We start from the raw sequence: 22,066 nt of genomic DNA on the forward strand, positions 1-22,066 counted from the left end.
GTCCACTCCGCCACTTATTTAACCCGATGCGAAAGTGTCGGGTTTTTTAATGCCTGTAAGAAATATCCTTTTGCGGGGAATCAAATACCGCAAGGGGGGCGGAATTTTTTAACCTTCGCCACTTTCAGAAGCCCTGCTAGAAATAGCAGGGCTTTCGTCGTTTTTGGACACAAATAAGACCTTTGTACTTATCTTGCTTGTTGTTTTTACTCTGCTTCATTTTTGCGCTCTAAATGACCCACTCTTATCAACAATTCTATGTGGAAAGATAGGTAAAAAGAGCTAACTTTAGTTTATAGACTGGAGGTCAGTATGAAGACAGAGCAACTAGTATGGAATGGTCAAGAATCATTGGATCTCTCGTCAGTTTCGATCATCGATACTCCCAATACGTTATTAATGATCTATGGCTTACTTAATGAACATATATCGACACTGTTAAAACAACATTTTCCTCAATCACACATGATAGGTTGCTCCACGTCTGGAGAGATAAGCAACGATGGCGTGATGGATAATTCTCTAATCATTACCTTTGTTCAGTTTGAGAAAACCTCGATTAGGAAATCGGCTCGATACTTAATTGATTTTCAGGGTTCGTGTAAAGCACTTGGAAGTTCATTAGCTAGCGATTTGTTGTCTGAAGATTTACGACACATATTTGTTCTGAGTGATGGCCTTCAGGTCGATGGAACATATCTTGTAGATGGATTTAAAAGTGTATTACCCGACCATATAAAAGTGACCGGAGGTTTAGCCGGAGATTGTGTAAATTTTGCAGAAACTCAAGTTTATACAGAAAATACCAGAGGCTCAGGGCTAGTTGCTGCGATTGGTTTATATGGGAATGACCTAGAAATTAGCTATGGTTCACGTGGTGGGTGGTGCTCGTTTGGGATGGAACGTAAGGTTACTTGTTCGGAGGGGAATGTTCTTTTTGAACTGGATAATCAAAATGTACTTGAGGTTTATCACAGCTATTTGGGTGACTTAACTAAGGAGCTCTCATCCAGTGGATTAAGGTTTCCATTAGAACAGAGAAAGACACAAAACTTGTTAGTACCTTATTAGCCACGGATGACAGTCATGGCTCAATCGCCTCCGCCCGTCATACCCCACATCTTCTGTCACCTCGGACATGGGGAGGTCGCGCTTTAGATGGGTGTGTGCAACGTGTTTATTGATCAAATTGAAACAAAAGGCAGCGCTAATAGGCTGCCTTCTGGTCATTCAAACTTGCGCGGTGCTCTACTTTTGTGTCTCTTCAATAGAATCTTTGTCTATCTCTTTCTGAGCGAGCTTCGCTTTTTCAATCATAGGAGTAATGGTTGAACCTTGAATCAATATAGAGAATACGACGACCGAATATGTCATTACCAAGATGATTTCTTTTACATCAATAAGCTTATCTTGAATCACCCAAATGCCAGAAGGAATCGATAGTGCCATTGCGAGTGCAAGACCTCCTCTGAGGCCGCCCCAAGTTAAGATGTTTATAGAATACGGGTTGTATTGACGGTAGCGCTTAAAGACAATGTAAGATAGGAATACGCTTATGTAACGCGCCGAGAGAACGAGCGGCACAGAGAAAGCCATCAAAATCCAGTCTTCTTTGTGGAACTCAAACAGCAGCATCGACATGCCTATCAGTAGGAAAAGTACACCGTTGAGGAATTCATCAACTAGCTCCCAAAAATGATCGAGGTGATCTTCACTCTCTTTGGAAAAGCCAATAAAGCGTGTCCAGTTTCCAATCATAATACCCGAGACGACCATGGCTAAAGGACCAGAGACGTGCAGCACTTCAGCAAATGCGTATCCAGCGGTTGGAATACCAATCGTCAATAAGAGCTCCATTGAGTGATCATCAGTTGCGCTAATCAAGTAGTGAAACAGTAAACCTAGGGCGAAGCCATAAGCGATGCCGCCAATGGCTTCTTGAACAAACAGCATGCTGACACTGCCAACGGTCGGTGCTTCGCTGCCAAAAGCGATGGTATATAGAGTGACAAAAATCACTAACCCAAAGCCATCATTAAACAGCGACTCTCCTTCGATTTGGGTAGAAATTCGTTTTGGTGCATCGAGCTTTTTAACAATGGCCAGTACTGCAATCGGGTCTGTTGGAGAAATCAATGCACCGAACAATAAGCAGTAGACCAAATTAAATTGGATCCCGATGATTTGGCAGAAGCCATATAACGCAAAACCAATAAAGAAGGTAGAGAACAAGGTTGCCCCTAAAGCAAGTACGGTGATTTCCCACTTTTGATCTTTCAAGTTCGGCAGTTTGATGCCCAGTCCGCCAGCAAACAGCAGGAAACCTAAGATCCCTTTGAGCAAAAAATCTTCGAAGTTAATGCTCGACATTGTCTTCGAAGCAATTTCTGTTAAGTGGAACCAATCATTTTGACCTGCGACCAAGATGAGTAACGATAAGATCATTGAGCCAGCAGTGATGGCGATTGTCGTTTGCATTTTTCCTATCTTGCTGTTTATGAAAGCAATCATCATCGCAGCAGCGGATAGAAAACATAGGGTGTAGTAGACCGACATAAAACTCTCTACATGTAACAAAATGTGAATAAGAATTTTGTTCCTAGCATGCTTAAATAGCAAACACTTTTTTGTCATGGAAGAGTGATAAATTTAGTTGTTTTAGACGTCTAGACTCCTTTAATTTGTGTGATAGGATGGAGAGATAACTAAAGGAATGAGGCTGTACTGTGGGAAGTAATGTAAGACAACAGATTGAAGCTCAATTAAAGCAACGTATCTTGCTGATCGATGGTGGTATGGGCACCATGATTCAGGGATATAAACTTGAAGAGCAAGACTATCGAGGAGAGCGCTTTGCGGATTGGCATTGTGATCTAAAAGGCAACAACGATTTGTTGGTGCTCACTCAGCCTCAATTGATTAAGGAAATTCACAGCGCTTACTTAGAAGCAGGCGCTGATATTCTTGAAACCAACACCTTTAACGCGACGACGATTGCGATGGCTGACTATGAGATGGAAAGCCTGAGTGAGGAAATCAACTTTGCCGCAGCAAAGCTTGCCCGTGAAGCCGCTGATGAATGGACGGCAAAAACGCCAGAGCGCCCACGTTATGTTGCGGGTGTGCTTGGTCCTACAAACCGTACTTGTTCTATCTCCCCTGATGTAAACGATCCGGGCTATCGTAACGTCAGCTTCGATGAGCTTGTTGAGGCTTATTCAGAATCCACTCGAGCGCTGATCAAAGGTGGCTCTGATCTTATTCTGATCGAGACCATCTTTGATACGCTTAACGCGAAAGCTTGTGCCTTCGCGGTTGATAGCGTCTTCGAAGAACTAGGTATCGAGTTACCAGTGATGATCTCCGGGACCATTACCGATGCTTCCGGACGTACCCTCTCAGGTCAAACTACGGAAGCCTTCTATAACTCTCTTCGTCACGTTAACCCGATTTCATTTGGTTTGAACTGTGCGCTTGGTCCTGACGAACTGCGCCCGTACGTAGAAGAACTTTCTCGTATTTCGGAATCTTTTGTCTCTACTCACCCAAATGCGGGTCTACCGAATGCTTTTGGTGAGTATGACCTTTCGCCAGAAGATATGGCGGAACACGTTAAAGAGTGGGCGGAGAGCGGTTTCCTCAACCTAATTGGTGGTTGTTGTGGTACCACGCCAGAGCATATTCGCCATATGGCAATGGCCGTTGAAGGTGTAAAACCTCGTGAGTTGCCTGAGCTTACGGTTGCGTGTCGTTTATCCGGTCTCGAGCCTCTTACGATTGAAAAAGAGACGTTGTTTATCAACGTGGGTGAGCGTACTAACGTTACCGGTTCTGCTCGATTTAAGCGCCTGATCAAAGAAGAGCTTTACGATGAAGCACTAGAGGTCGCCCGACAACAAGTTGAGAACGGCGCTCAGATCATCGACATCAACATGGATGAAGGCATGTTGGATGCAGAAGCCTGTATGGTTCGTTTCCTAAACCTATGTGCCTCTGAGCCTGAGATCTCTAAAGTGCCTATCATGGTCGACTCTTCTAAATGGGAGGTTATCGAGGCGGGCCTGAAGTGTATTCAGGGCAAGGGCATCGTGAACTCCATCTCTTTGAAAGAAGGTAAAGAGAAGTTTGTTGAGCAAGCAAAACTGATTCGTCGCTATGGTGCTGCAGTTATCGTCATGGCGTTTGACGAAGTTGGTCAGGCAGAAACACGTGAGCGTAAGTTAGAAATATGTACTAACGCTTATCGTATCTTGGTTGATGAAGTCGGCTTCCCACCAGAAGATATCATTTTTGACCCGAACATTTTTGCGGTTGCGACGGGTATCGAAGAGCACAATAACTACGCCGTGGATTTCATCGAAGCGGTTGCCGACATTAAGCGCGACTTGCCTCACGCGATGATCTCTGGTGGTGTGTCTAACGTTTCCTTCTCATTCCGCGGTAATAACTACGTCCGTGAAGCGATTCACGCGGTATTCCTATACCACTGTTTTAAAAATGGTATGGACATGGGTATCGTGAACGCGGGTCAGTTAGAAATTTACGATAACGTTCCTGATAAGCTGCGTGAGGCGGTAGAAGACGTGGTTCTTAACCGTCGTCATGATTCGACCGAGAGGCTACTTGATATCGCGGCAGAATACGCCGGAAAGGGTGTCGGCAAAGAAGAAGATGCTTCTGCATTAGAGTGGCGTACTTGGGCGGTAGAAAAACGTCTAGAGCATGCGTTGGTTAAAGGCATTACTGAGTTCATTGTCGAAGATACCGAAGAAGCTCGCCTTAATGCCTCTAAGCCACTGGAAGTAATCGAAGGTCCATTGATGGACGGCATGAACGTGGTGGGTGACTTATTTGGTGAAGGTAAGATGTTCCTTCCTCAGGTAGTGAAATCTGCGCGCGTTATGAAGCAAGCAGTTGCGCACTTAGAGCCTTTCATTAATAAAGAGAAGCAAGCGGGCTCTTCCAACGGTAAGATTTTGTTGGCTACGGTAAAAGGTGACGTTCACGATATCGGTAAGAACATTGTTGGCGTGGTTCTGCAATGTAATAACTACGAGATCATCGATCTTGGCGTAATGGTGCCATGTGAGAAGATCCTCAAGGTAGCCAAAGAAGAAAACGTCGACATCATTGGTCTTTCTGGTTTGATCACTCCGTCTCTCGATGAAATGGTTCATGTAGCGAAAGAAATGGAGCGTCTCGATTTCGATCTTCCACTTCTGATTGGTGGTGCAACAACATCGAAAGCACATACGGCGGTTAAGATTGAGCAGAACTACAAACATCCAGTGGTTTACGTCAATAACGCTTCTCGTGCGGTTGGTGTATGTACATCATTACTTTCAGACGAACTTCGTCCTGGCTTTGTTGAGAAACTTGACGTGGATTATGAACGCGTGCGTGATCAGCATAACCGTAAGAAGCCGCGCACTAAGCCTGTTACTTTAGAAGAAGCACGAGCGAACAAAGTCGCGATTGATTGGGATAAGTACACACCTCCTGCTCCTGTAAAGCCGGGCATCCATATCTTTGATGACTTTGAAGTGTCTACTTTGCGTAAGTACATCGACTGGACGCCTTTCTTTATGACTTGGTCACTAGTCGGCAAGTATCCAACAATCTTTGACCATGAAGAAGTGGGTGAAGAGGCTCAACGTCTGTACAAAGATGCTAACGAACTACTAGATCGTGTTGAGCGTGAAGGGTTACTCAAAGCGCGTGGCATGTGTGGTCTGTTCCCTGCAGCAAGCGTGGGTGATGATATCGAAGTCTACACCGACGAATCGCGTACAGAAGTGGCGAAAGTGCTGCATAACTTGCGCCAGCAAACAGAGAAACCAAAAGGCTTCAACTACTGCCTGTCGGATTATGTTGCACCGAAAGAGTCTGGTAAACACGATTGGATCGGTGCTTTTGCTGTCACCGGCGGTATCGGTGAACGCAAACTTGCTGACGAATACAAAGCGCAAGGTGATGATTATAATGCCATTATGATTCAAGCGGTAGCGGACCGTTTGGCGGAAGCATTTGCTGAGTATCTACATGAGCGTGTGCGTAAAGAGATTTGGGGTTACGCTGCAGATGAAGATCTATCGAATGAAGAACTGATCCGTGAGAAATACCAAGGTATTCGTCCTGCTCCGGGCTATCCAGCCTGTCCAGAGCATAGTGAGAAAGGACCGCTTTGGGAGCTGATGAGTGTTGAAGAAAACATTGGTATGTCACTGACATCGAGCTATGCGATGTACCCAGGTGCATCCGTTTCGGGTTGGTACTTCTCGCATCCAGATTCTCGTTACTTTGCGATCGCGCAGATCCAACAAGATCAAGTGGAAAGTTACGCAGCTCGTAAAGGTTGGGATATGTTAGAAGCTGAGAAGTGGTTAGGTCCCAACATTAACAGCTAACTATCTATTGGCTAGATGTCGATAAAAACAAAAGCGCAGTATCATTGATACTGCGCTTTTTCGTTTCTGCTATTTCGCCCTTAAATTAGGATCGTTGCGAGGCCTAAGAAAACCGATAGACCAATCACATCGGTGACGGTGGTTAGTGCCATACCGCCTGCTAGGGCAGGGTCGATATTCATCTTCTTCAACAGAATCGGAATAGTTACCCCAGCAATGCCCGCGACCAGTAGATTGGTTAACATCGCGGCTGAGATAATACCTCCCAACATCCAGTTACCTTTCCAAGCAACGACGATACCACCAATAATCAGCGCCCACATAATGCCGTTAAGGAGGCCGATCGCAGCTTCTTTAATAAGCAGTTCTCGTTTGTTTGAGTCACCGATATGCCCAAGAGCAAGACCACGGATAACCAGTGCGACAGTCTGGTTTCCTGCAACGCCTCCCATTGATGGAACGATAGTCATCAGAACGGCGATGGCTGCCATTTGATCTAAGGTGGCCTCAAACATATTGGAGACCGACGCCGCAGCGAGGGCCGCGAGTACGTTGGCGCCCAGCCAAATACTTCGCTTCCGTGCTGATTTTACGACTGGTGCGAAAGTATCTTCGTCATCATCCATACCCGCCATACTCATCATTGAGTGTTCCGCATCTTCACGAATGACATCGACTACGTCATCGATGGTAATACGACCGACTAGATGCTGGTTTTCATCTATGACAGGTGCTGAAACCCAGTTACGGCGCTCGAATAGACTTGCGATATCAGAATCACTCATGGTGACGTCAATCGCTTCGTCAGCATCTTCCATCACATCACTGATTTTTACATCGGGTTGGGTTGTGATGAGCGTGGTAATCGGCAGCTCACCAATCAGTCGGCTCTCTTCATCAATGACATACAAAGCATCCGTTGCTTCTGGTAGTTCGCCTTTCATACGCAGGTAACGCAGGACAACATCGACATCGACATCACCACGAATGGTGATGACGTCGGTATTCATCAAGCTACCAGCGGTATCTTCAGGATAGGAGAGGGCGGTTTCGACCAATAGACGCTCTGCCGCATCCATTTGCGATAAGACTTCTCTGGAAACGTCGTCAGGTAAGCTACGCAGTACGTAAGCCACGTCATCTGTTTCCATCCCTTCCGTTGCTTCCGCGAGCATTTCTGGCGCCATCTTAGACACCAAGTCATCTTTGACATCCTCGTTGAGCTCGTCGAGGATTTCACCATAATCTTCTGGATCGGTAAGTTGCCAAAGAACTTCACGGCTTTTACGCGGAGAGGCCTCTAATAGATGGGCAATGTCTTCAGGTTCCATGTCCTGTAATTGACGGCGAACATGAACAAAGCGGCCATTTTCTAGAGCTTCTGTAACTTCTTGGAGGGCTTGGTGAGCTTGGTCAAATTCAATTTGCTCTGCCATTGATTCCCCCTGACTCTATTTATCTACAATGCGGTGAATAGTAACTTAATTTTACAATCTATTTAATAAGTTAATGTGAAGGAGAGGAAATTTGTCAATGAAGAGGTATTAATCGTCTTCTTCGAACTTTGCTTCGATAAGTTGGCAAACGGCTTCAAGAGCTGGGTGGGCGTCTGCACCTTCAGCGCTAATGGTGACATGTTCGCCTTGAGCTGATTCAAGTAGTAGCAATCCCATCACGCTATCTGCAGTGGCTTCTTTCCCTTCATGGTTTTGAATGGTTAGCACAGAGTCAAAAGATTGAGCCAATTCAACAAGCTTTACAGCAGCACGAGCGTGAAGGCCTAAACGGTTTTGGATTAGAACGGTTCGACTCTGTTGCTGCATGATATTATTCCTTGTGATTTTGCTCTAACGACGCATGACGGATCTGCACTTGGTGGCCCATCTCAGCAAAGTATTCGCCAATTTGTTGGGTTAAATATACAGAGCGGTGTTTTCCGCCAGTGCAGCCAATCGCTACGGTTAGGTAGCTGCGGTTATTTTTCTCGAGGAGTGGTAGCCAGTGTTCAATGAACTTTTGAATCTGTTGTTTTAGCTCCATCACATCAGAGTGACTTTCCAAAAATGACTTGATTGGCGCGTCTAAGCCCGTCAATGGTCTTAGGTCTGGCTCCCAATGTGGGTTTGGCAAGAATCGAACGTCAAACACATAGTCTGCATCATTGGGTAGCCCGTATTTGAAGCCGAATGATTGAAAGACCATAACGAGGTCTTTACGCTCTCGCCCCTCTACACGCATACGAACGGTTTCACTCAGTTCATGCAGAGATTGATTACTGCTGTTGATCACTAGATCAGCATGCTCTTTTAACGGAGAGAGGATCGCACGCTCTTTCTCAATCGCTTGTTCGAGTGATGTGTTTTCTAGGCTGAGTGTCAAAGGGTGGATGCGACGTGTTTCGCTGTAGCGTTTCAGCAAGGTTTCTTTGTTCGCATCTAGGAATAACACACTGACATCTGAGCTCTGTTTTAGCTGAGTTAAAACATCCTCAACTAAATTAGGTTCGGCAGGTAGGTTGCGGATATCGATGCTTACCGCGACATTTTGTTTGCTTGATTGAACCGATTGAACAAACGCATCCAACATATCGACGGGTAAGTTGTCGACACAGTAGTAGCCAAGATCTTCTAGAACACGAAGCGCGACACTTTTGCCTGCACCGGAGTAACCACTTACTACAATCAGACGCATTATTGGCTAACCATGATGTCGTAAAGCTCTTGATCTGATTGAGCCTTGCGAAGTTGTTTGAGGACCTGTTTGTCGTTTAATCGTTCGGCCATGCTGGAAAGGGTTTTTAAATGCTCTTTACATTGGGCGTCAGGGACGAGGAGAGCAAAAAGTAGGTCAACAGGTCGATTGTCGATAGAGTCGAACTCAACAGGAGATTCGCATTGAATTAATACCGCCACGGCTTTGTCACTCGACTGCATACGAGCATGGGGAATGGCTATTCCATTTCCAATGCCAGTACTGCCCATTTTCTCTCGACTGAGCATGCATTCAAATAGTTCGGTGGAGTTTTGGCCTGTTTTTTCAGCGACAAGTTCGCTGATCATTTCTAAGGCTCGTTTTTTACTGGTGCACTGAACTGCACTTTTCGTGCAGTCCAGTGTAAGGATTTCGCTTAATTGCATGGTGGTTAGTGAGCGTTTAGCTTCTCTTTGTGCTTGTTTAGCTGTCGTACAAGTTTGTCGACTAGGGAATCAATAGCGGCATACATGTTTTCATCATCTGAAGAGGCATGAATTTCACCTTGATTTACGTGAAGGGTAGCTTCTGCGATTTGACGGACTTTTTCAACTTTTAAAACAACATGAACACTGTTGATATGGTCAAAAAAGCGCTCCAGCTTTTGAAACTTTTCATTAACATAGTCTTGCATTGAATCTGTTAGATCAACGTGGTGGCCATTAATATTGATTTGCATAGACTTTCCTTCTCGGTTAAATGCCTTAAAGCAGGCGTTTGCGCTGACTTGAAGGGGCAATGCCGAGTGATTCACGATATTTCGCTATTGTTCGTCTAGCGACCTGAATCCCTTGGTCAGCGAGTAGAGCTGCAATCTTGCTGTCACTCAGTGGCTTGGCACTGTTTTCGGCAGCAACCAGCTTTTTAATCAAAGCGCGAATTGCAGTGGATGAACATTCTCCGCCGTTGTCAGTACTAACATGACTGGAGAAAAAGTACTTCAATTCAAAAATACCACGAGGGGTGTGCATGAACTTCTGCGTTGTTACCCGTGAAATGGTTGACTCGTGCATGTCGACATCAAGTGCAACATCATTGAGCACCATTGGCTTCATGGCTTCTTCTCCATACTCGAAGAAATCCCGTTGATGTTCAACAATACACTTAGCAACTTTGAGCAACGTCTCGTTTCTGCTTTCTAGGCTCTTAATTAGCCATTTCGCCTCTTGCAAATTGCTGCGGATGTACTGGCTATCGGCACTGTTGCCCTTGCCTAGCGCGGCATATTGCTGATTTACCTTCAGTTTTGGTACCGAATCTGGATTAATTGTGACTACCCATTTACCGTGATCTTTAAAGACTGAGACATCGGGAATAACATACTCTGCATGTTCGGTGGTGATGCGACTTCCTGGTCTCGGGTCCAATTGTTGGATTAGCTTAAGGGTTTCTCTGAGCTCTGCTTCTTTAAGCTTAGTTTCTTTAATGATCAGTTTGTAGTCACGATTGCCAAGTTGATCTATATGGTTAGTCAGGACTAATTTTGCTTCTGATAACCAAGGTGTATCTTCTGGGAAAGTGGCAAGTTGAAGTAGCAGGCAATCTTGTAGGTTTAGTGAAGCGACACCTAATGGGTCAAACTGCTGAATGCGCTTGCGAACGGCTTCGATTTCTTCAATTTCAATTTCTTCGTTATCAAAGCTTTCTAGAATATCTTGGCTAGAGACTGTTAGATAACCGTAATCATCTACAGCATCGATAATGGCCATGGCAATGGTACGGTCCGTATCACTGAATGGAGTTAGGTCAAGCTGCCAAGTTAAGTAATCATGCAGCGACTCTGTTGTCTCTCCTTGATAAACGGGAGCGTCATCATCTAAGGCGATGCCAGTGCTTCCGGTGTTGGCGCTGTAGACATCTTCCCATGTTGTGTCGATTTCAAGCTCAGAGCTGATTTCTGATTTTTCGATGAGCTCTGAACTGTCTTTTACGTCTGGTTCTGCGACATCAACGGTAGGTTCTTTGTCCTCATTACTGCCTTTATCTTCGGCAATTGGAGCGTCATCTCCTGACTCCTCGACTTCGAGAAGAGGATTGGAATCGAGCGCTTCTTGAATCTCTTGTTGAAGGTCTAGCGTTGACAACTGCAACAAACGAATCGCTTGCTGTAGCTGAGGTGTCATCGCTAACTGCTGTCCTAGCTTGAGTTGTAATGAGGGTTTCATTCAGTATTATTTGCCTTAAATGCTATAGAATCTTGCCGTTCTTCACTTTAATCATAGACGGAATTGTTCGCCGAGATAAACTTGTTTTACTTGTTCATTATTGAGAACTTCATCCGGTGACCCTTCGGCAATTAAGTGTCCTTGGCTAACGATGTAAGCTTTTTCACAGACATCTAGCGTCTCGCGAACGTTATGGTCAGTGATTAATACTCCGAGTCCGCGATCGCGAAGATGTTCAATAATCTTCTTGATATCGATAACCGAAATCGGGTCGACGCCTGCAAAGGGTTCATCAAGCAATATAAATTTTGGGTTTGCGGCCAGTGCTCGAGCAATTTCAACTCGGCGACGTTCCCCCCCTGATAATGCCATACCTGCACTTTGACGAATGTGCTGGATGTGGAATTCTTCTAGCAGGTCTTCCAATTTGTCTTGGCGCTCTTCTCGGGTCAGCTCTTTGCGCGTCTCTAGAACAGCCATGATGTTGTCTTGTACAGAGAGTTTACGGAATATAGAGGCTTCTTGCGGAAGGTAGCCAATCCCCATTCGGGAACGACTATGCATAGGTAAAACGCTGATATCTTGATCATCGATGTAAATGGCACCTTCATCACGCGCAACTAAGCCGACAATCATGTAAAACGAAGTGGTTTTTCCCGCGCCATTTGGGCCAAGTAAACCGACAATCTGCCCGGATTTGACCTGCAAGCTGACGTCTGAGACGACTTTTCTGTTTTTGTAGCTTTTCGCTAAGTGCTCTGCTTTGAGTAACGCCATAACTATTCTTGTACTGCTTGAGGTTGTAGGACAGTGGAGACGCGATCGCCTTTTGACTGGCCATCCGCAGTGAGTTTCTGTGAAGAAATATGGTAGCGAATCTGATTGCCGCGAATGGTACTGTCATCTTGAGACAGCATGGCTTTTTTACGCATGGTTAACTGATCTTTGGCTAAGCTGTACTCTAGCTCTTCGGCTTCGCCATACAGGGTTTTTCCGTCGTCAGTGAGCTGCGAAAATGTCGCGAGTTTGCCAAAACCATCAATGCTTTCAATCGACCCATCGTTTGGGTTACGGGTAACAACGATCTTGTCAGCGTTGATGTTAATGCTACCTTGCTTGAGCTTTACGTCACCGAGAAAGGTGACTTTGTTGCTCTGCATGTCTAGCTGCTGGCTGTCTGAGTCAATATAAACCGGCTGCTGTTGGTCAGTCGACAGCGCCATTGCTGGGCCTGATAAGACTAAGCAAGAAATAAGACTAAGGTGTGAGAGTTTCATATCTACCTTGTACGCTCTTATAAAGGGTTGCATCATGATCGGCAAAATTGCCTTTCATTGCTTGCCCTACGGTTTCAAACTGAGGGCCATTGATGATGACTTGATCATCTGCCCAAAAATCTCTGTTGTCGAGTTGGATGTTCATACTGTTGGTAGACAGTGTATCGAATCCCGATTCAGGAAGTAGGTTTTTTACAACGACATCGGTCGAAAGTGTCAGAATATGTTTTTTATTCAAAACGCCTGTCTGAGCGGTGATTTCCCACTCTTGAAGTAAACCTTCTTTATACACCTTGAGTACGGGCTTCTCAAAAACGGTATCGCCACTTTTGGCGTAATGATCCAAGCTTTGTGAGGTGATCACGTAGCTTCGTACGCCGCTTTCAGTATAAGACGTATTGGTTAACGACTGACCACTGAACATCGGCTGTTCTAAATCAGGACTGACTTGAGGTGCTTGTTGGCTTTGTCGGTCAAAATAGTAATAGGCCGACCAACAGAGAGCAAAACCAAGAATCAGGTAGCTGATACGAGATAGACTCATATACTTAAACCTTTGTGCACGTCCAACTCGTCACGCGCTTGTAAAATCAGGTCACACACTTCGCGCACGGCGCCGTGCCCACCTTTGATCGCCGTGACGTAATTGGCTCGTTTTCTAAGTAATGGGTGACCATCTGCGACGCAGACTTTTAACGCCACCTTTTCCATTACTGGCCAATCAATAAGATCATCGCCGATATAACCGGTTTGGTCCGGAGAAATATTCAGCTTGTCACAAATATCTTGATACGCTTGCACTTTATCGTCTTGACCTTGATAGATCAGGGAAACGCCAAGGGCTTTCATGCGGTTCTCGACAATTTGCGACTGACGCCCTGTGATGATAGCAATCTCAATACCTGCATTCATTAGCGATTTTACCCCATAGCCATCGCGGGTATGGAAGGTTTTGAGTTCTTCTCCATCGTTGCCCATGTAGATGAGACCATCAGAGAAAACACCGTCAACGTCACAAATCAGCAGTTTGATCTGTTTGGCAATCGTTAGAATGTTTTGTTCCACAGGTTGATACAGAGTTTCTACCCATTGTGCCATTACATCACTCCTGCTTTTAACATGTCGTGCATATTCAGTGCGCCGACGACTTTGCCCTGATCGCAGAGAATCAGGCCATTGATGCTTTTTGCTTGCATTAAGTTTAACCCTTCTGCTGCCAACATATTAGGAGAAGCGACAGTTGGATTTGCTGTCATAACATCACCAATCGAAGCAGTATGAATGTCAACGCGTTTGTCTAAGATTCGGCGCAAGTCGCCATCGGTAAAGATACCTAACAATTGCTGGTGGTCATCGACGACCGCAGTCATGCCCAAGCCTTTTTGGCTGATCTCAAGCAGCGCTTCCCGAATAAGGGTTGTTGGCTTGACTAGAGGTAGGTTCTCACCTGAGTGCATGATATCAGCGAGCTTCAACAATAGCTTGCGACCTAACGCGCCACCAGGGTGGGAGAGTGCAAAATCTTCTGCGGTAAAACCACGCGCTTGCATCAGTGCCATCGCAAGTGCATCGCCCATCACTATAGTCGCAGTTGTGCTTGACGTTGGTGCGAGCTGAATTGGGCAGGCTTCTTTCGGAACGGTAATCTGAAGATGGAGATCCGAAAGCTTTGCCATATTTGATTGTGGCTTGCCAGTCATACTGATGATTTTGATGTTCAATCTTTTTAAGACTGGGAATAACCCCAAGATTTCCGATGATTCCCCCGAGTTTGAGATTGCCAACACGATGTCACCCGGCTTAATCATACCTAGGTCGCCATGGGCTGCTTCGCCAGGATGAACAAAGAAAGAGGGCGTCCCTGTACTTGCTAGGGTAGCGGCGATCTTATTGCCAACGTGGCCAGATTTCCCCATCCCCATGACGACCACTTTGCCCTCTTTGTTGGACAAAATCAGTTCACACGCTTGGATAAACTCATCGTTGAAATATTGGTCAAGTTGCTCTAAAGCCTCTATCTCAGTTTTTAATACATCTAAAGCAGCAGAACGGTAATCAAACATCGCAAACTCCAAGGAAACGGTCATTAAGCGGTCATATTAAGAATTAAATAAGCTTGGTAGGCGATAAAGGCACAGAACAATACGCCACCTTCAATGCGATTAATGCTTCGCGATTTGCCCAGCGCCATGACAACGAGTAATAGAGAAACGCCGAGCATAACCCAGAAATCGCGTCCCATCGCGTACTCACTTAAGATGGATGGGTTTAAAATACCAGGGATGCCCATTACGGCGAGAATATTAAACACGTTGGAGCCAATGATGTTACCAACCGCCATATCGTCTTCCCCTTTCATCACTCCAGCAAGAGAAGCTGCAAGCTCTGGCAGGCTTGTGCCGACGGCGATAATGGTTAAGCCAATCACCAGATCGCTCATGCCAAAGTACTGAGCAATGATAACGGCGTTGTCGACTAGTACGTCTGCCGCTAGAGGAAGAATAATTAGACCGATGACTACCCACATGGCCGCTTTCGCGTTACTGACACCATCAGGCACCTCTGACTCTTGTTCTTCGAGTAGCGCGTCCGACGTGCCAGCGGCTTTTTCTTTTTGGCTGATGCGAAGCATTGTAATAATAAAAGCGGCAAATAGAACAAATAACAGAATGCCTTCGTAAAAACCTAGGTGGCTATCCCAAAGTAAAATACCGGAAAGAATGGTCACTCCGATCATTAAAGGAAGCTCTCGGCGCAGCACGGCAGAGCTGATCGAAAGAGGTTTGATGAGCGCAGTAATGCCCAAAATCAACGCGATGTTCGCGATGTTTGAACCCAGTACATTCCCAACCGCCGTATCTGTTTTGCCATCGAGTGCGGCGGTAGCAGAAACCATCATTTCAGGAGCAGATGATCCCATCGCAAGGATTGTCATACCAATCACCAAAGGTGAAATTCCGACGTTACGCGCTAGTGCTGCGGCGCCAAATACCAGTTTGTCTGCACTCCAGACTAAAAACACTAATCCTATGATGAGAAACGCGACCGCTTCAAACATGATGCTTCCTAATTAATATACAAACGAGAGAATTTAACCGTTAATTTTGACGGTTTGGTTTATAAAAGGGAAGCAGTTCATTCAATTAATTGTTAAGCAATGATTCACATTTCGTGCTTAAGTTAGATTGACGTCTAAACCGATGCCTCGGTTTGAATCAACGACTTTTAATTGAACAGTGCTTTTAATTCAATTTGAATGTGCTTATGATTGCCCATTCTAGCGACTTAATACGAGTGTGTGATGACATCAGAAGACTTGGTAACGGTCAATAAAATTACGTTTACCCGAGGGAATCGTAAGATATTTGATGACGTTAGCCTTCGAGTACCAAAGGGAAAAGTGACAGCGATTATGGGGCCTTCCGGTATCGGTAAGACTACCTTGTTGCGTCTGATTGGCGGCCAAATATCCCCTGAAAGTGGCGAGATTTGGTTTGATGGCGATAACATTCCATCATTAAGTCGTAAGCAGCTTTACTCCGCTCGAAAAAAAATGAGCATGCTATTTCAATCAGGTGCTTTGTTCACCGATCTGACGGTCTTTGACAATGTCGCTTTTCCACTGCGCGAACACACGCAACTTTCTGAAGAACTGATTCGAACATTAGTGCTTTTAAAGCTAGAAGCAGTGGGGTTGCGAGGTGCTGCTCAGCTAATGCCTAGCGAGCTTTCAGGAGGGATGGCTCGAAGAGCGGCGTTAGCCAGAGCTATTGCCCTTGACCCCGATTTAATCATGTTTGATGAGCCATTTGTTGGCCAAGACCCGATTACCATGGGCGTCTTAGTTGAGCTTATTCGTAATCTAAACCAAGCACTAGGAGTCACATCCATTGTTGTATCTCACGATGTTCCAGAAGTCATGAGTATCGCTGATTGGGTCTACATTCTTGCTAACGGTAAAGTGATTGCCAAGGGGACGCCACAGGAGTTGCGTGACAACCCTGATCCTCAAGTGCAACAGTTCTTGCAAGGCGACGCTGATGGACCTGTTCCATTTCGTTATCCCGCAGAGCCAATCATGCAGGAGCTATTTCAATGATGGCACATCTTACTGATTTTGTTGCTTCCACTGGCCGCAGAGCGCTCTCTGTCATTGCTTCGTTTGGCCGAGCCAGTTTAATGCTATTTGGTGCCTTGGCGTCCCGTCCCCAACCGATAGCAAACCTCCCTTTATTGATTAAGCAGCTTTACAGCGTTGGCGTACAATCGCTGCTGATTATTGTCCTCTCTGGTTTGTTTATCGGTATGGTCTTGAGCCTTCAGGGCTACGTTATTTTGATTGATTTCGGCGCTGAAGGGGCATTAGGGCAAATGGTCGCGCTCTCATTACTGCGAGAGCTAGGACCGGTTGTGACAGCACTGTTGTTTGCTGGACGTGCAGGTTCTGCTTTGACCGCTGAAATTGGTCTTATGAAAGCCACAGAGCAACTTTCGAGTATGGAAATGATGGCGGTTGACCCACTGAAACGGGTGATTGCGCCACGCTTTTGGGCGGGTGTCATTTCGATGCCTTTGCTTGCGATGATCTTTATGGCGGTTGGGATCTGGGGTGGACAGCTGGTTGGGGTTGACTGGAAAGGGATCGATCACGGCAGCTTCTGGGCTGCGATGCAATCATCGGTTGAACTTGGAAAAGACATTGGCAACAGCATGATCAAGAGCCTAGCATTTGCGATTACGGTGACTTGGATTGCTCTATTTAACGGATACGATGCGATTCCGACCTCGGAAGGTATAAGCCGAGCGACAACTCGCACAGTGGTACACTCTTCACTTGCAGTACTGGGATTAGACTTTGTACTGACAGCATTGATGTTTGGGAACTAAACATGCAGCAAACACGAAAAACTGAATTATGGGTTGGTAGTTTTGTCCTTGCCGGAATTTGCGCAATTCTGGTAATGATTTTTCAAGTCGCTGACGTTAAGGGATTTGGCTCCAACGATACTTACACGCTCAAAGCTGAGTTTGACAACATTGGCAGCTTAAAAGTTCGCTCACCAGTTAAAGTCGGCGGGGTTGTTGTTGGGCGAGTAACGGACATTGGCTTGAACACGGATTCATTGCTCCCTGTGGTAAGCATGGCGATTAACGCGAAATACGATCAGTTTTCAGAAACGTCCAGCGTAAAGATTTTGACCTCAGGTCTGATTGGTGAGCAGTACATTGGATTGACTCCGGGTTTTGTCTTTGAAGATGAACAGATGCTGGTGGATGGCGATTTCATCGAGGACACCAAGTCCGCGATTGTACTCGAAGATTTGATTGGCCAAGTGCTGTATAGCGTTGGCGGTGACTCAGCAAGCGAATAGGGAACCAGTTATGTTGAAAAAGTTAGTACTCACTTTTATTGGTATTGTTTTCGCGTCCAATGTCATGGCAGCTGAAATCGATAAAACGCAGCCATACCAAATGATGAAGCAAGTGGCTGAAGTAGCATTCGCGCGCTTGAAAGCAGAGCAGCCGAAAGTTCAGCAAGACCCAGACTATCTAAAGGTGATCGTTGAAGAAGAGATGATGCCTTACGTCAATGAGCAATACGCTGCATTGAAGTTGCTAGGTCCCAACTTGAAAGGGGCGAAGCGAGAGGATGTTGCGACATTTATCCACTCTTTCCGCGCTTATCTGGTGACGTCTTACGCGCAAGTCTTGACGCAATATACCGATCAAGAGGTTGCCTTTGAACCAGAGCCTAAGCTTGATGCAAGTAAAAGTATTACTGGTATTAAAGTAGAGATCATTGACTCGCCTCGCCCGAACATCAAACTGGAGTTCAAACTTCGAAAGGACAAGAAAACCGGTGAGTGGAAAGCCTTCGATATGATTGCTGAGGGCATTAGCTTGCTCTCAAGTAAGCAGTCTGAGTGGAGCAGCAAGTTGCGTCAAGATGGCATTCTAGTTGTGGCTGAAGAACTCGAGCAATTGGCGAAGCAACCTATTCGTTTTGAGAGCCAGCAGCAATGAGCCAGCAGCAATGGCGATGTGTCGCGGAAGACAGGTATGTGCTATCAGGCGCACTTGATAGAGAGTCTGTGCCGCTGCTCTGGGAACAGTTGAAACAGTGGGATGTCACGGCAAATGAAATTGAGCTCTCATTGGAGCAAGTAAAACGTGTCGATTCTGCTGGAATGGTGATGTTAATTCACCTATTAGAGCATGCAAAAAAACAAAACTGTCATATAATGCTCAGCTTCGTGCCAAAACAACTGAAAACCTTATTTCAGTTAAGTAATGTCGAACAACATCTCGACGGGCATTTAAAGAATTAAACAGGGGTGAATTGTGGATAGCGCAAAAGTACAACAGATTTTAGAACAAGCTCTAAACCTAGAAGAGATCATGGTTAAAGGTGAAGGAAGCCATTACGAAGTGATTGCTGTTGATGCTAGTTTCGATGGAATGAGCCGCGTTAAGAAACAACAACTCATTTATGCACCGCTGATGGAATATATCCAAAGAAATGACATTCACGCAGTCTCTATTAAAGCTTTCACTCCTGATGAGTGGGCTCGTGATAAGAAGTTGATGTCACTGTAAGGTTTAGTAATGGAAAAGTTTCGTGTAACGGGGTCTAAACAGCCTCTCGTCGGTGAAGTCACCATCTCAGGTGCAAAAAACGCAGCACTGCCGATTTTATTTGCTTCGATTTTGGCGGAAGAGCCAGTTGAAGTGGCAAACGTCCCTCATCTTCGTGATATTGATACCACGATGGAACTGCTTAAGCGTTTAGGTGCCAAAGTTGAGCGTAACGGCTCTGTGCATGTCGATGCGGGCAGCATCAATGAGTACTGCGCGCCTTACGACCTAGTAAAAACCATGCGTGCATCCATTTGGGCGCTTGGACCTCTAGTCGCTCGTTTTGGCCAAGGTCAGGTTTCTCTACCTGGTGGCTGTGCGATTGGGGCACGTCCGGTTGATCTTCATATCCATGGGCTAGAGCAGCTCGGTGCCACCATTACACTTGAAGATGGCTATGTGAAGGCGAATGTTGATGGTCGCTTAAAAGGCGCTCACATCGTGATGGACAAAGTCAGCGTGGGTGCGACGATTACCATTATGTGTGCGGCAACGCTTGCTGAGGGCAAGACAACGCTGGACAACGCCGCTCGCGAGCCTGAAATCGTCGATACCGCTGATTTCTTGAATAAACTAGGGGCAAAAATCTCTGGTGCTGGCACTGATACGATTACGATTGAAGGCGTTGAGAAACTTGGTGGCGGCAAGCATGCTGTGGTTGCTGACCGTATCGAAACGGGTACGTTCCTAGTTGCTGCCGCTGTATCTGGCGGTAAAGTGGTATGCCGCAACACCAGTGCGCACCTTCTAGAAGCGGCTCTTGCTAAGCTAGAAGAGGCTGGAGCTCTTGTCGAAACAGGTGAAGACTGGATCTCTGTCGACATGACAGGTCGAGAACTCAAAGCCGTGACGATTCGTACGGCGCCACACCCAGGTTTCCCAACGGACATGCAGGCGCAATTTACGCTATTGAACATGATGGCTAAAGGTGGTGGTGTCATTACCGAGACTATCTTCGAGAACCGCTTTATGCATGTCCCAGAGCTGATGCGTATGGGCGCGAAAGCTGAAATTGAAGGCAACACCGTGATTTGTGGCGATGTTGAAGAGCTGAGCGGAGCACAAGTGATGGCGACAGACCTACGTGCATCTGCAAGCTTAGTGATTGCAGGTTGTATCGCAAGCGGGGAAACCATTGTTGATCGTATTTACCACATTGATCGTGGCTACGACAAAATTGAAGATAAGTTGTCTGCGTTGGGAGCGAAGATTGAGAGATTTCGTGACTAATCCTCTCTTCAGCTAACATTTGTAAGCCGAAACGTCAGTTTCGGCTTTTTTATGAGCCATAGATCAGTTAGAGTCTGTTCAAATTATTTTGATTCACTGTGTTCTTGGAGAACCACAATGATTGCACTACTACGTGTATTAGCTGTTGCGATTTTTGCAGTCGTAATGTTTGTGTTTGGTTGCGGCTACTGCTTACTTAGCCCTCGCAATCCTAAGCATGTTTTCACTTTTGGTCGCCTTTTCGGCAAGATGTCTCGTATCTTTGGTATCAAGTTGGAACTTCGATTGCCAGAAGACGCTTATCAGCGTGGTCAGCATATTTACATTGCCAACCACCAAAACAACTGGGACCTATTTACGGTCTCCTCAGCGGTTACTCCTAAAGTGGTCACCGTTGGTAAAAAGAGTCTAGCTTGGATGCCTTTGTTTGGTCAGCTTTACTGGTTGACGGGGAATATTCTGATTGACCGTGCTAATCGTTCGAAGGCAAAAGGGACGATTGATCAAGTCGTTGACCAAATGAAACAAAGTGACGTGTCAGTGTGGATGTTCCCTGAAGGCACTCGTTCACGCGGTCGTGGGTTACTGCCGTTCAAAACAGGCGCTTTCCACGCAGCCATCGGTGCTCAATTGCCAATTATTCCTATTGTATGTAGTTCAACGGGTGGCATTAAGTTAAACCGTTGGAACAATGGCCACGTGATTGTAGAAATGCTTCCACCGGTTTCGGTTGAATCGCATGGTAAGGAGAGTGTTCGTGACCTCGCCAATACATGCCGTGAACAGATGAAGGCCAAGCTAGAAGAGCTCGACAATGAAGTGGCGATGCTTAATCAGCAAGAAGGTGTAAAAGCTTAATAGAGGGCACTCAGAGCGGTAGAATTGAGCCAGTTGTGGTAACACAGCTGGCTTTTTTGTATCTGTGCATAAAGGCTTCTTGAGCGCGTATGACAAGGCTTATTACTTAGCGTCATACTAGCGGGAAGGTTTGATGGCGCAGAGACGATGGAATTTGCAACCACAATGGTATTTGTGTGGCATCTCAACTTGTTGATACTCGAATTGATAAATTGGAGATAGGGTAGTGGATGGCGATCTTAGGCAAAAGGAGGTGAGATTGTGGCAATAAAAAAGCCAAGTCTTTCGACTTGGCTTTAAAAAGTGGCTCCTCCTGCTGGGCTCGAACCAGCGACCTGCGGATTAACAGTCCGTCGCTCTACCAACTGAGCTAAGGAGGAATTATTCTTTTTATAATCTTTCTAAAGAGAAAGAATGGTGCCGACTACCGGAATCGAACTGGTGACCTACTGATTACAAGTCAGTTGCTCTACCTACTGAGCTAAGTCGGCACACTAAATGTGGCTCCTCCTGCTGGGCTCGAACCAGCGACCTGCGGATTAACAGTCCGTCGCTCTACCAACTGAGCTAAGGAGGAATTATTCATTGTGAAAAGAAATGGTGCCGACTACCGGAATCGAACTGGTGACCTACTGATTACAAGTCAGTTGCTCTACCTACTGAGCTAAGTCGGCGCATTTATTTCTTTTCATTGTTGTTGTCTAGCTAAGACACCAACAAATAAATTGTGGTGCCCGGAGGC

Annotated in this window: 23 protein-coding genes and 4 tRNA genes; 10 read left to right on the forward strand and 17 right to left on the reverse strand. The window is 45.9% G+C overall.

What is annotated here, in order from left to right; all coding sequences use genetic code 11:
* The first annotated feature begins 312 nt into the window (after positions 1-312).
* Positions 313-1,071 (forward strand): FIST signal transduction protein, encoded by a 759-nt coding sequence (locus RJ47_RS14235; protein WP_052237959.1) that lies wholly within the window; start codon positions 313-315, stop codon positions 1,069-1,071.
* Positions 1,072-1,248: 177 nt separating this feature from the next.
* Here RJ47_RS14235 and RJ47_RS14240 read toward each other — a convergent pair whose 3' ends face one another.
* Complete coding sequence (locus RJ47_RS14240) at positions 1,249-2,634, reverse strand: cation:proton antiporter (RefSeq protein WP_197058141.1); 1,386 nt, start codon at positions 2,632-2,634, stop codon at positions 1,249-1,251.
* A 92-nt stretch (positions 2,635-2,726) separates the two neighbouring features.
* Here RJ47_RS14240 and metH point away from each other — a divergent pair, with 92 nt between their 5' ends.
* A complete protein-coding gene (gene metH / locus RJ47_RS14245; RefSeq protein WP_039484575.1) occupies positions 2,727-6,407 on the forward strand; it encodes a methionine synthase in 3,681 nt (1,226 codons plus the stop codon).
* An 80-nt stretch (positions 6,408-6,487) separates the two neighbouring features.
* Here metH and mgtE read toward each other — a convergent pair whose 3' ends face one another.
* The 12 genes from mgtE to RJ47_RS14305 all read right to left on the reverse strand — a co-directional run bounded on the left by mgtE (position 6,488) and on the right by RJ47_RS14305 (position 15,658).
* A complete protein-coding gene (gene mgtE / locus RJ47_RS14250; RefSeq protein ID WP_005476239.1) occupies positions 6,488-7,843 on the reverse strand; it encodes a magnesium transporter in 1,356 nt (451 codons plus the stop codon).
* Between the two features lie 108 nt (positions 7,844-7,951).
* Positions 7,952-8,230, reverse strand: coding sequence for an HPr family phosphocarrier protein (locus RJ47_RS14255; protein WP_005476226.1), 279 nt, complete (start codon positions 8,228-8,230; stop codon positions 7,952-7,954).
* Between the two features lie 4 nt (positions 8,231-8,234).
* On the reverse strand, positions 8,235-9,098 hold the full coding sequence (gene rapZ / locus RJ47_RS14260) for an RNase adapter RapZ (protein ID WP_005476229.1): 864 nt from the start codon (positions 9,096-9,098) through the stop codon (positions 8,235-8,237).
* Positions 9,098-9,544: a PTS IIA-like nitrogen regulatory protein PtsN gene (gene ptsN / locus RJ47_RS14265; RefSeq protein WP_038137895.1), complete on the reverse strand. Its 447-nt coding sequence runs from the start codon at positions 9,542-9,544 to the stop codon at positions 9,098-9,100. The genes rapZ and ptsN overlap by 1 nt, the downstream gene beginning before the upstream one ends.
* Positions 9,545-9,549: 5 nt before the next feature.
* Positions 9,550-9,837, reverse strand: coding sequence for a ribosome hibernation promoting factor (gene hpf / locus RJ47_RS14270; RefSeq protein WP_005476246.1), 288 nt, complete (start codon positions 9,835-9,837; stop codon positions 9,550-9,552).
* Between the two features lie 25 nt (positions 9,838-9,862).
* Complete coding sequence (locus tag RJ47_RS14275) at positions 9,863-11,323, reverse strand: RNA polymerase factor sigma-54 (RefSeq protein ID WP_038214370.1); 1,461 nt, start codon at positions 11,321-11,323, stop codon at positions 9,863-9,865.
* Between the two features lie 51 nt (positions 11,324-11,374).
* Complete coding sequence (gene lptB / locus RJ47_RS14280; RefSeq protein WP_005476256.1) at positions 11,375-12,100, reverse strand: LPS export ABC transporter ATP-binding protein; 726 nt, start codon at positions 12,098-12,100, stop codon at positions 11,375-11,377.
* Between the two features lie 2 nt (positions 12,101-12,102).
* Positions 12,103-12,600 (reverse strand): lipopolysaccharide transport periplasmic protein LptA, encoded by a 498-nt coding sequence (lptA, locus tag RJ47_RS14285; RefSeq protein WP_039484578.1) that lies wholly within the window; start codon positions 12,598-12,600, stop codon positions 12,103-12,105.
* The gene (gene lptC / locus RJ47_RS14290) at positions 12,581-13,144 is read right to left on the reverse strand and encodes an LPS export ABC transporter periplasmic protein LptC (RefSeq protein ID WP_038137885.1); all 564 of its coding nucleotides are present in this window, start codon (positions 13,142-13,144) and stop codon (positions 12,581-12,583) included. The genes lptA and lptC overlap by 20 nt, the downstream gene beginning before the upstream one ends.
* Positions 13,141-13,698, reverse strand: coding sequence for a 3-deoxy-manno-octulosonate-8-phosphatase KdsC (gene kdsC, locus RJ47_RS14295; RefSeq protein WP_038137882.1), 558 nt, complete (start codon positions 13,696-13,698; stop codon positions 13,141-13,143). The genes lptC and kdsC overlap by 4 nt, the downstream gene beginning before the upstream one ends.
* On the reverse strand, positions 13,698-14,663 hold the full coding sequence (locus RJ47_RS14300) for a KpsF/GutQ family sugar-phosphate isomerase (protein ID WP_039478150.1): 966 nt from the start codon (positions 14,661-14,663) through the stop codon (positions 13,698-13,700). The genes kdsC and RJ47_RS14300 overlap by 1 nt, the downstream gene beginning before the upstream one ends.
* 23 nt (positions 14,664-14,686) lie before the next feature.
* Entirely contained in the window at positions 14,687-15,658 is a 972-nt protein-coding gene (locus RJ47_RS14305; RefSeq protein WP_038191439.1) for a calcium/sodium antiporter, read from the reverse strand.
* Positions 15,659-15,901: 243 nt separating this feature from the next.
* Here RJ47_RS14305 and mlaF point away from each other — a divergent pair, with 243 nt between their 5' ends.
* The 8 genes from mlaF (at position 15,902) to RJ47_RS14345 (ending at position 21,324) form a co-directional block, all read left to right on the forward strand.
* Complete coding sequence (mlaF, locus tag RJ47_RS14310; protein WP_005476244.1) at positions 15,902-16,699, forward strand: phospholipid ABC transporter ATP-binding protein MlaF; 798 nt, start codon at positions 15,902-15,904, stop codon at positions 16,697-16,699.
* On the forward strand, positions 16,696-17,487 hold the full coding sequence (gene mlaE / locus RJ47_RS14315) for a lipid asymmetry maintenance ABC transporter permease subunit MlaE (RefSeq protein WP_039484580.1): 792 nt from the start codon (positions 16,696-16,698) through the stop codon (positions 17,485-17,487). Before mlaF ends, mlaE begins: the two co-directional genes overlap by 4 nt.
* A 2-nt stretch (positions 17,488-17,489) precedes the next feature.
* A complete protein-coding gene (gene mlaD / locus RJ47_RS14320) occupies positions 17,490-17,972 on the forward strand; it encodes an outer membrane lipid asymmetry maintenance protein MlaD (RefSeq protein WP_038137876.1) in 483 nt (160 codons plus the stop codon).
* 10 nt (positions 17,973-17,982) lie between these two features.
* Positions 17,983-18,624 (forward strand): phospholipid-binding protein MlaC, encoded by a 642-nt coding sequence (gene mlaC, locus RJ47_RS14325; RefSeq protein WP_005476235.1) that lies wholly within the window; start codon positions 17,983-17,985, stop codon positions 18,622-18,624.
* Positions 18,621-18,929, forward strand: coding sequence for an STAS domain-containing protein (locus RJ47_RS14330; RefSeq protein ID WP_005476257.1), 309 nt, complete (start codon positions 18,621-18,623; stop codon positions 18,927-18,929). Before mlaC ends, RJ47_RS14330 begins: the two co-directional genes overlap by 4 nt.
* Before the next feature lie 13 nt (positions 18,930-18,942).
* The gene (ibaG, locus tag RJ47_RS14335) at positions 18,943-19,197 is read left to right on the forward strand and encodes a BolA family iron metabolism protein IbaG (RefSeq protein WP_005476231.1); all 255 of its coding nucleotides are present in this window, start codon (positions 18,943-18,945) and stop codon (positions 19,195-19,197) included.
* 9 nt (positions 19,198-19,206) lie between these two features.
* Positions 19,207-20,466, forward strand: a complete 1,260-nt coding sequence (gene murA, locus RJ47_RS14340; RefSeq protein ID WP_039478145.1) for a UDP-N-acetylglucosamine 1-carboxyvinyltransferase — start codon at positions 19,207-19,209, stop codon at positions 20,464-20,466.
* A 117-nt stretch (positions 20,467-20,583) separates the two neighbouring features.
* Complete coding sequence (locus tag RJ47_RS14345) at positions 20,584-21,324, forward strand: 1-acylglycerol-3-phosphate O-acyltransferase (protein WP_038137868.1); 741 nt, start codon at positions 20,584-20,586, stop codon at positions 21,322-21,324.
* 304 nt (positions 21,325-21,628) lie between these two features.
* Here RJ47_RS14345 and RJ47_RS14350 read toward each other — a convergent pair.
* The 4 genes from RJ47_RS14350 to RJ47_RS14365 form a co-directional block, all read right to left on the reverse strand.
* A tRNA-Asn gene (locus tag RJ47_RS14350) sits at positions 21,629-21,704 on the reverse strand.
* A 35-nt stretch (positions 21,705-21,739) separates the two neighbouring features.
* Positions 21,740-21,815, reverse strand: a tRNA-Thr gene (locus tag RJ47_RS14355).
* Positions 21,816-21,825: 10 nt separating this feature from the next.
* Positions 21,826-21,901 (reverse strand) — tRNA-Asn (locus tag RJ47_RS14360).
* 21 nt (positions 21,902-21,922) lie between these two features.
* Positions 21,923-21,998, reverse strand: a tRNA-Thr gene (locus RJ47_RS14365).
* Positions 21,999-22,066 lie beyond the last annotated feature (68 nt).

Source organism: Vibrio sinaloensis, assembly GCF_000808535.1.
GTDB classification, from domain to species: Bacteria; Pseudomonadota; Gammaproteobacteria; order Enterobacterales; family Vibrionaceae; genus Vibrio; species Vibrio sinaloensis_D.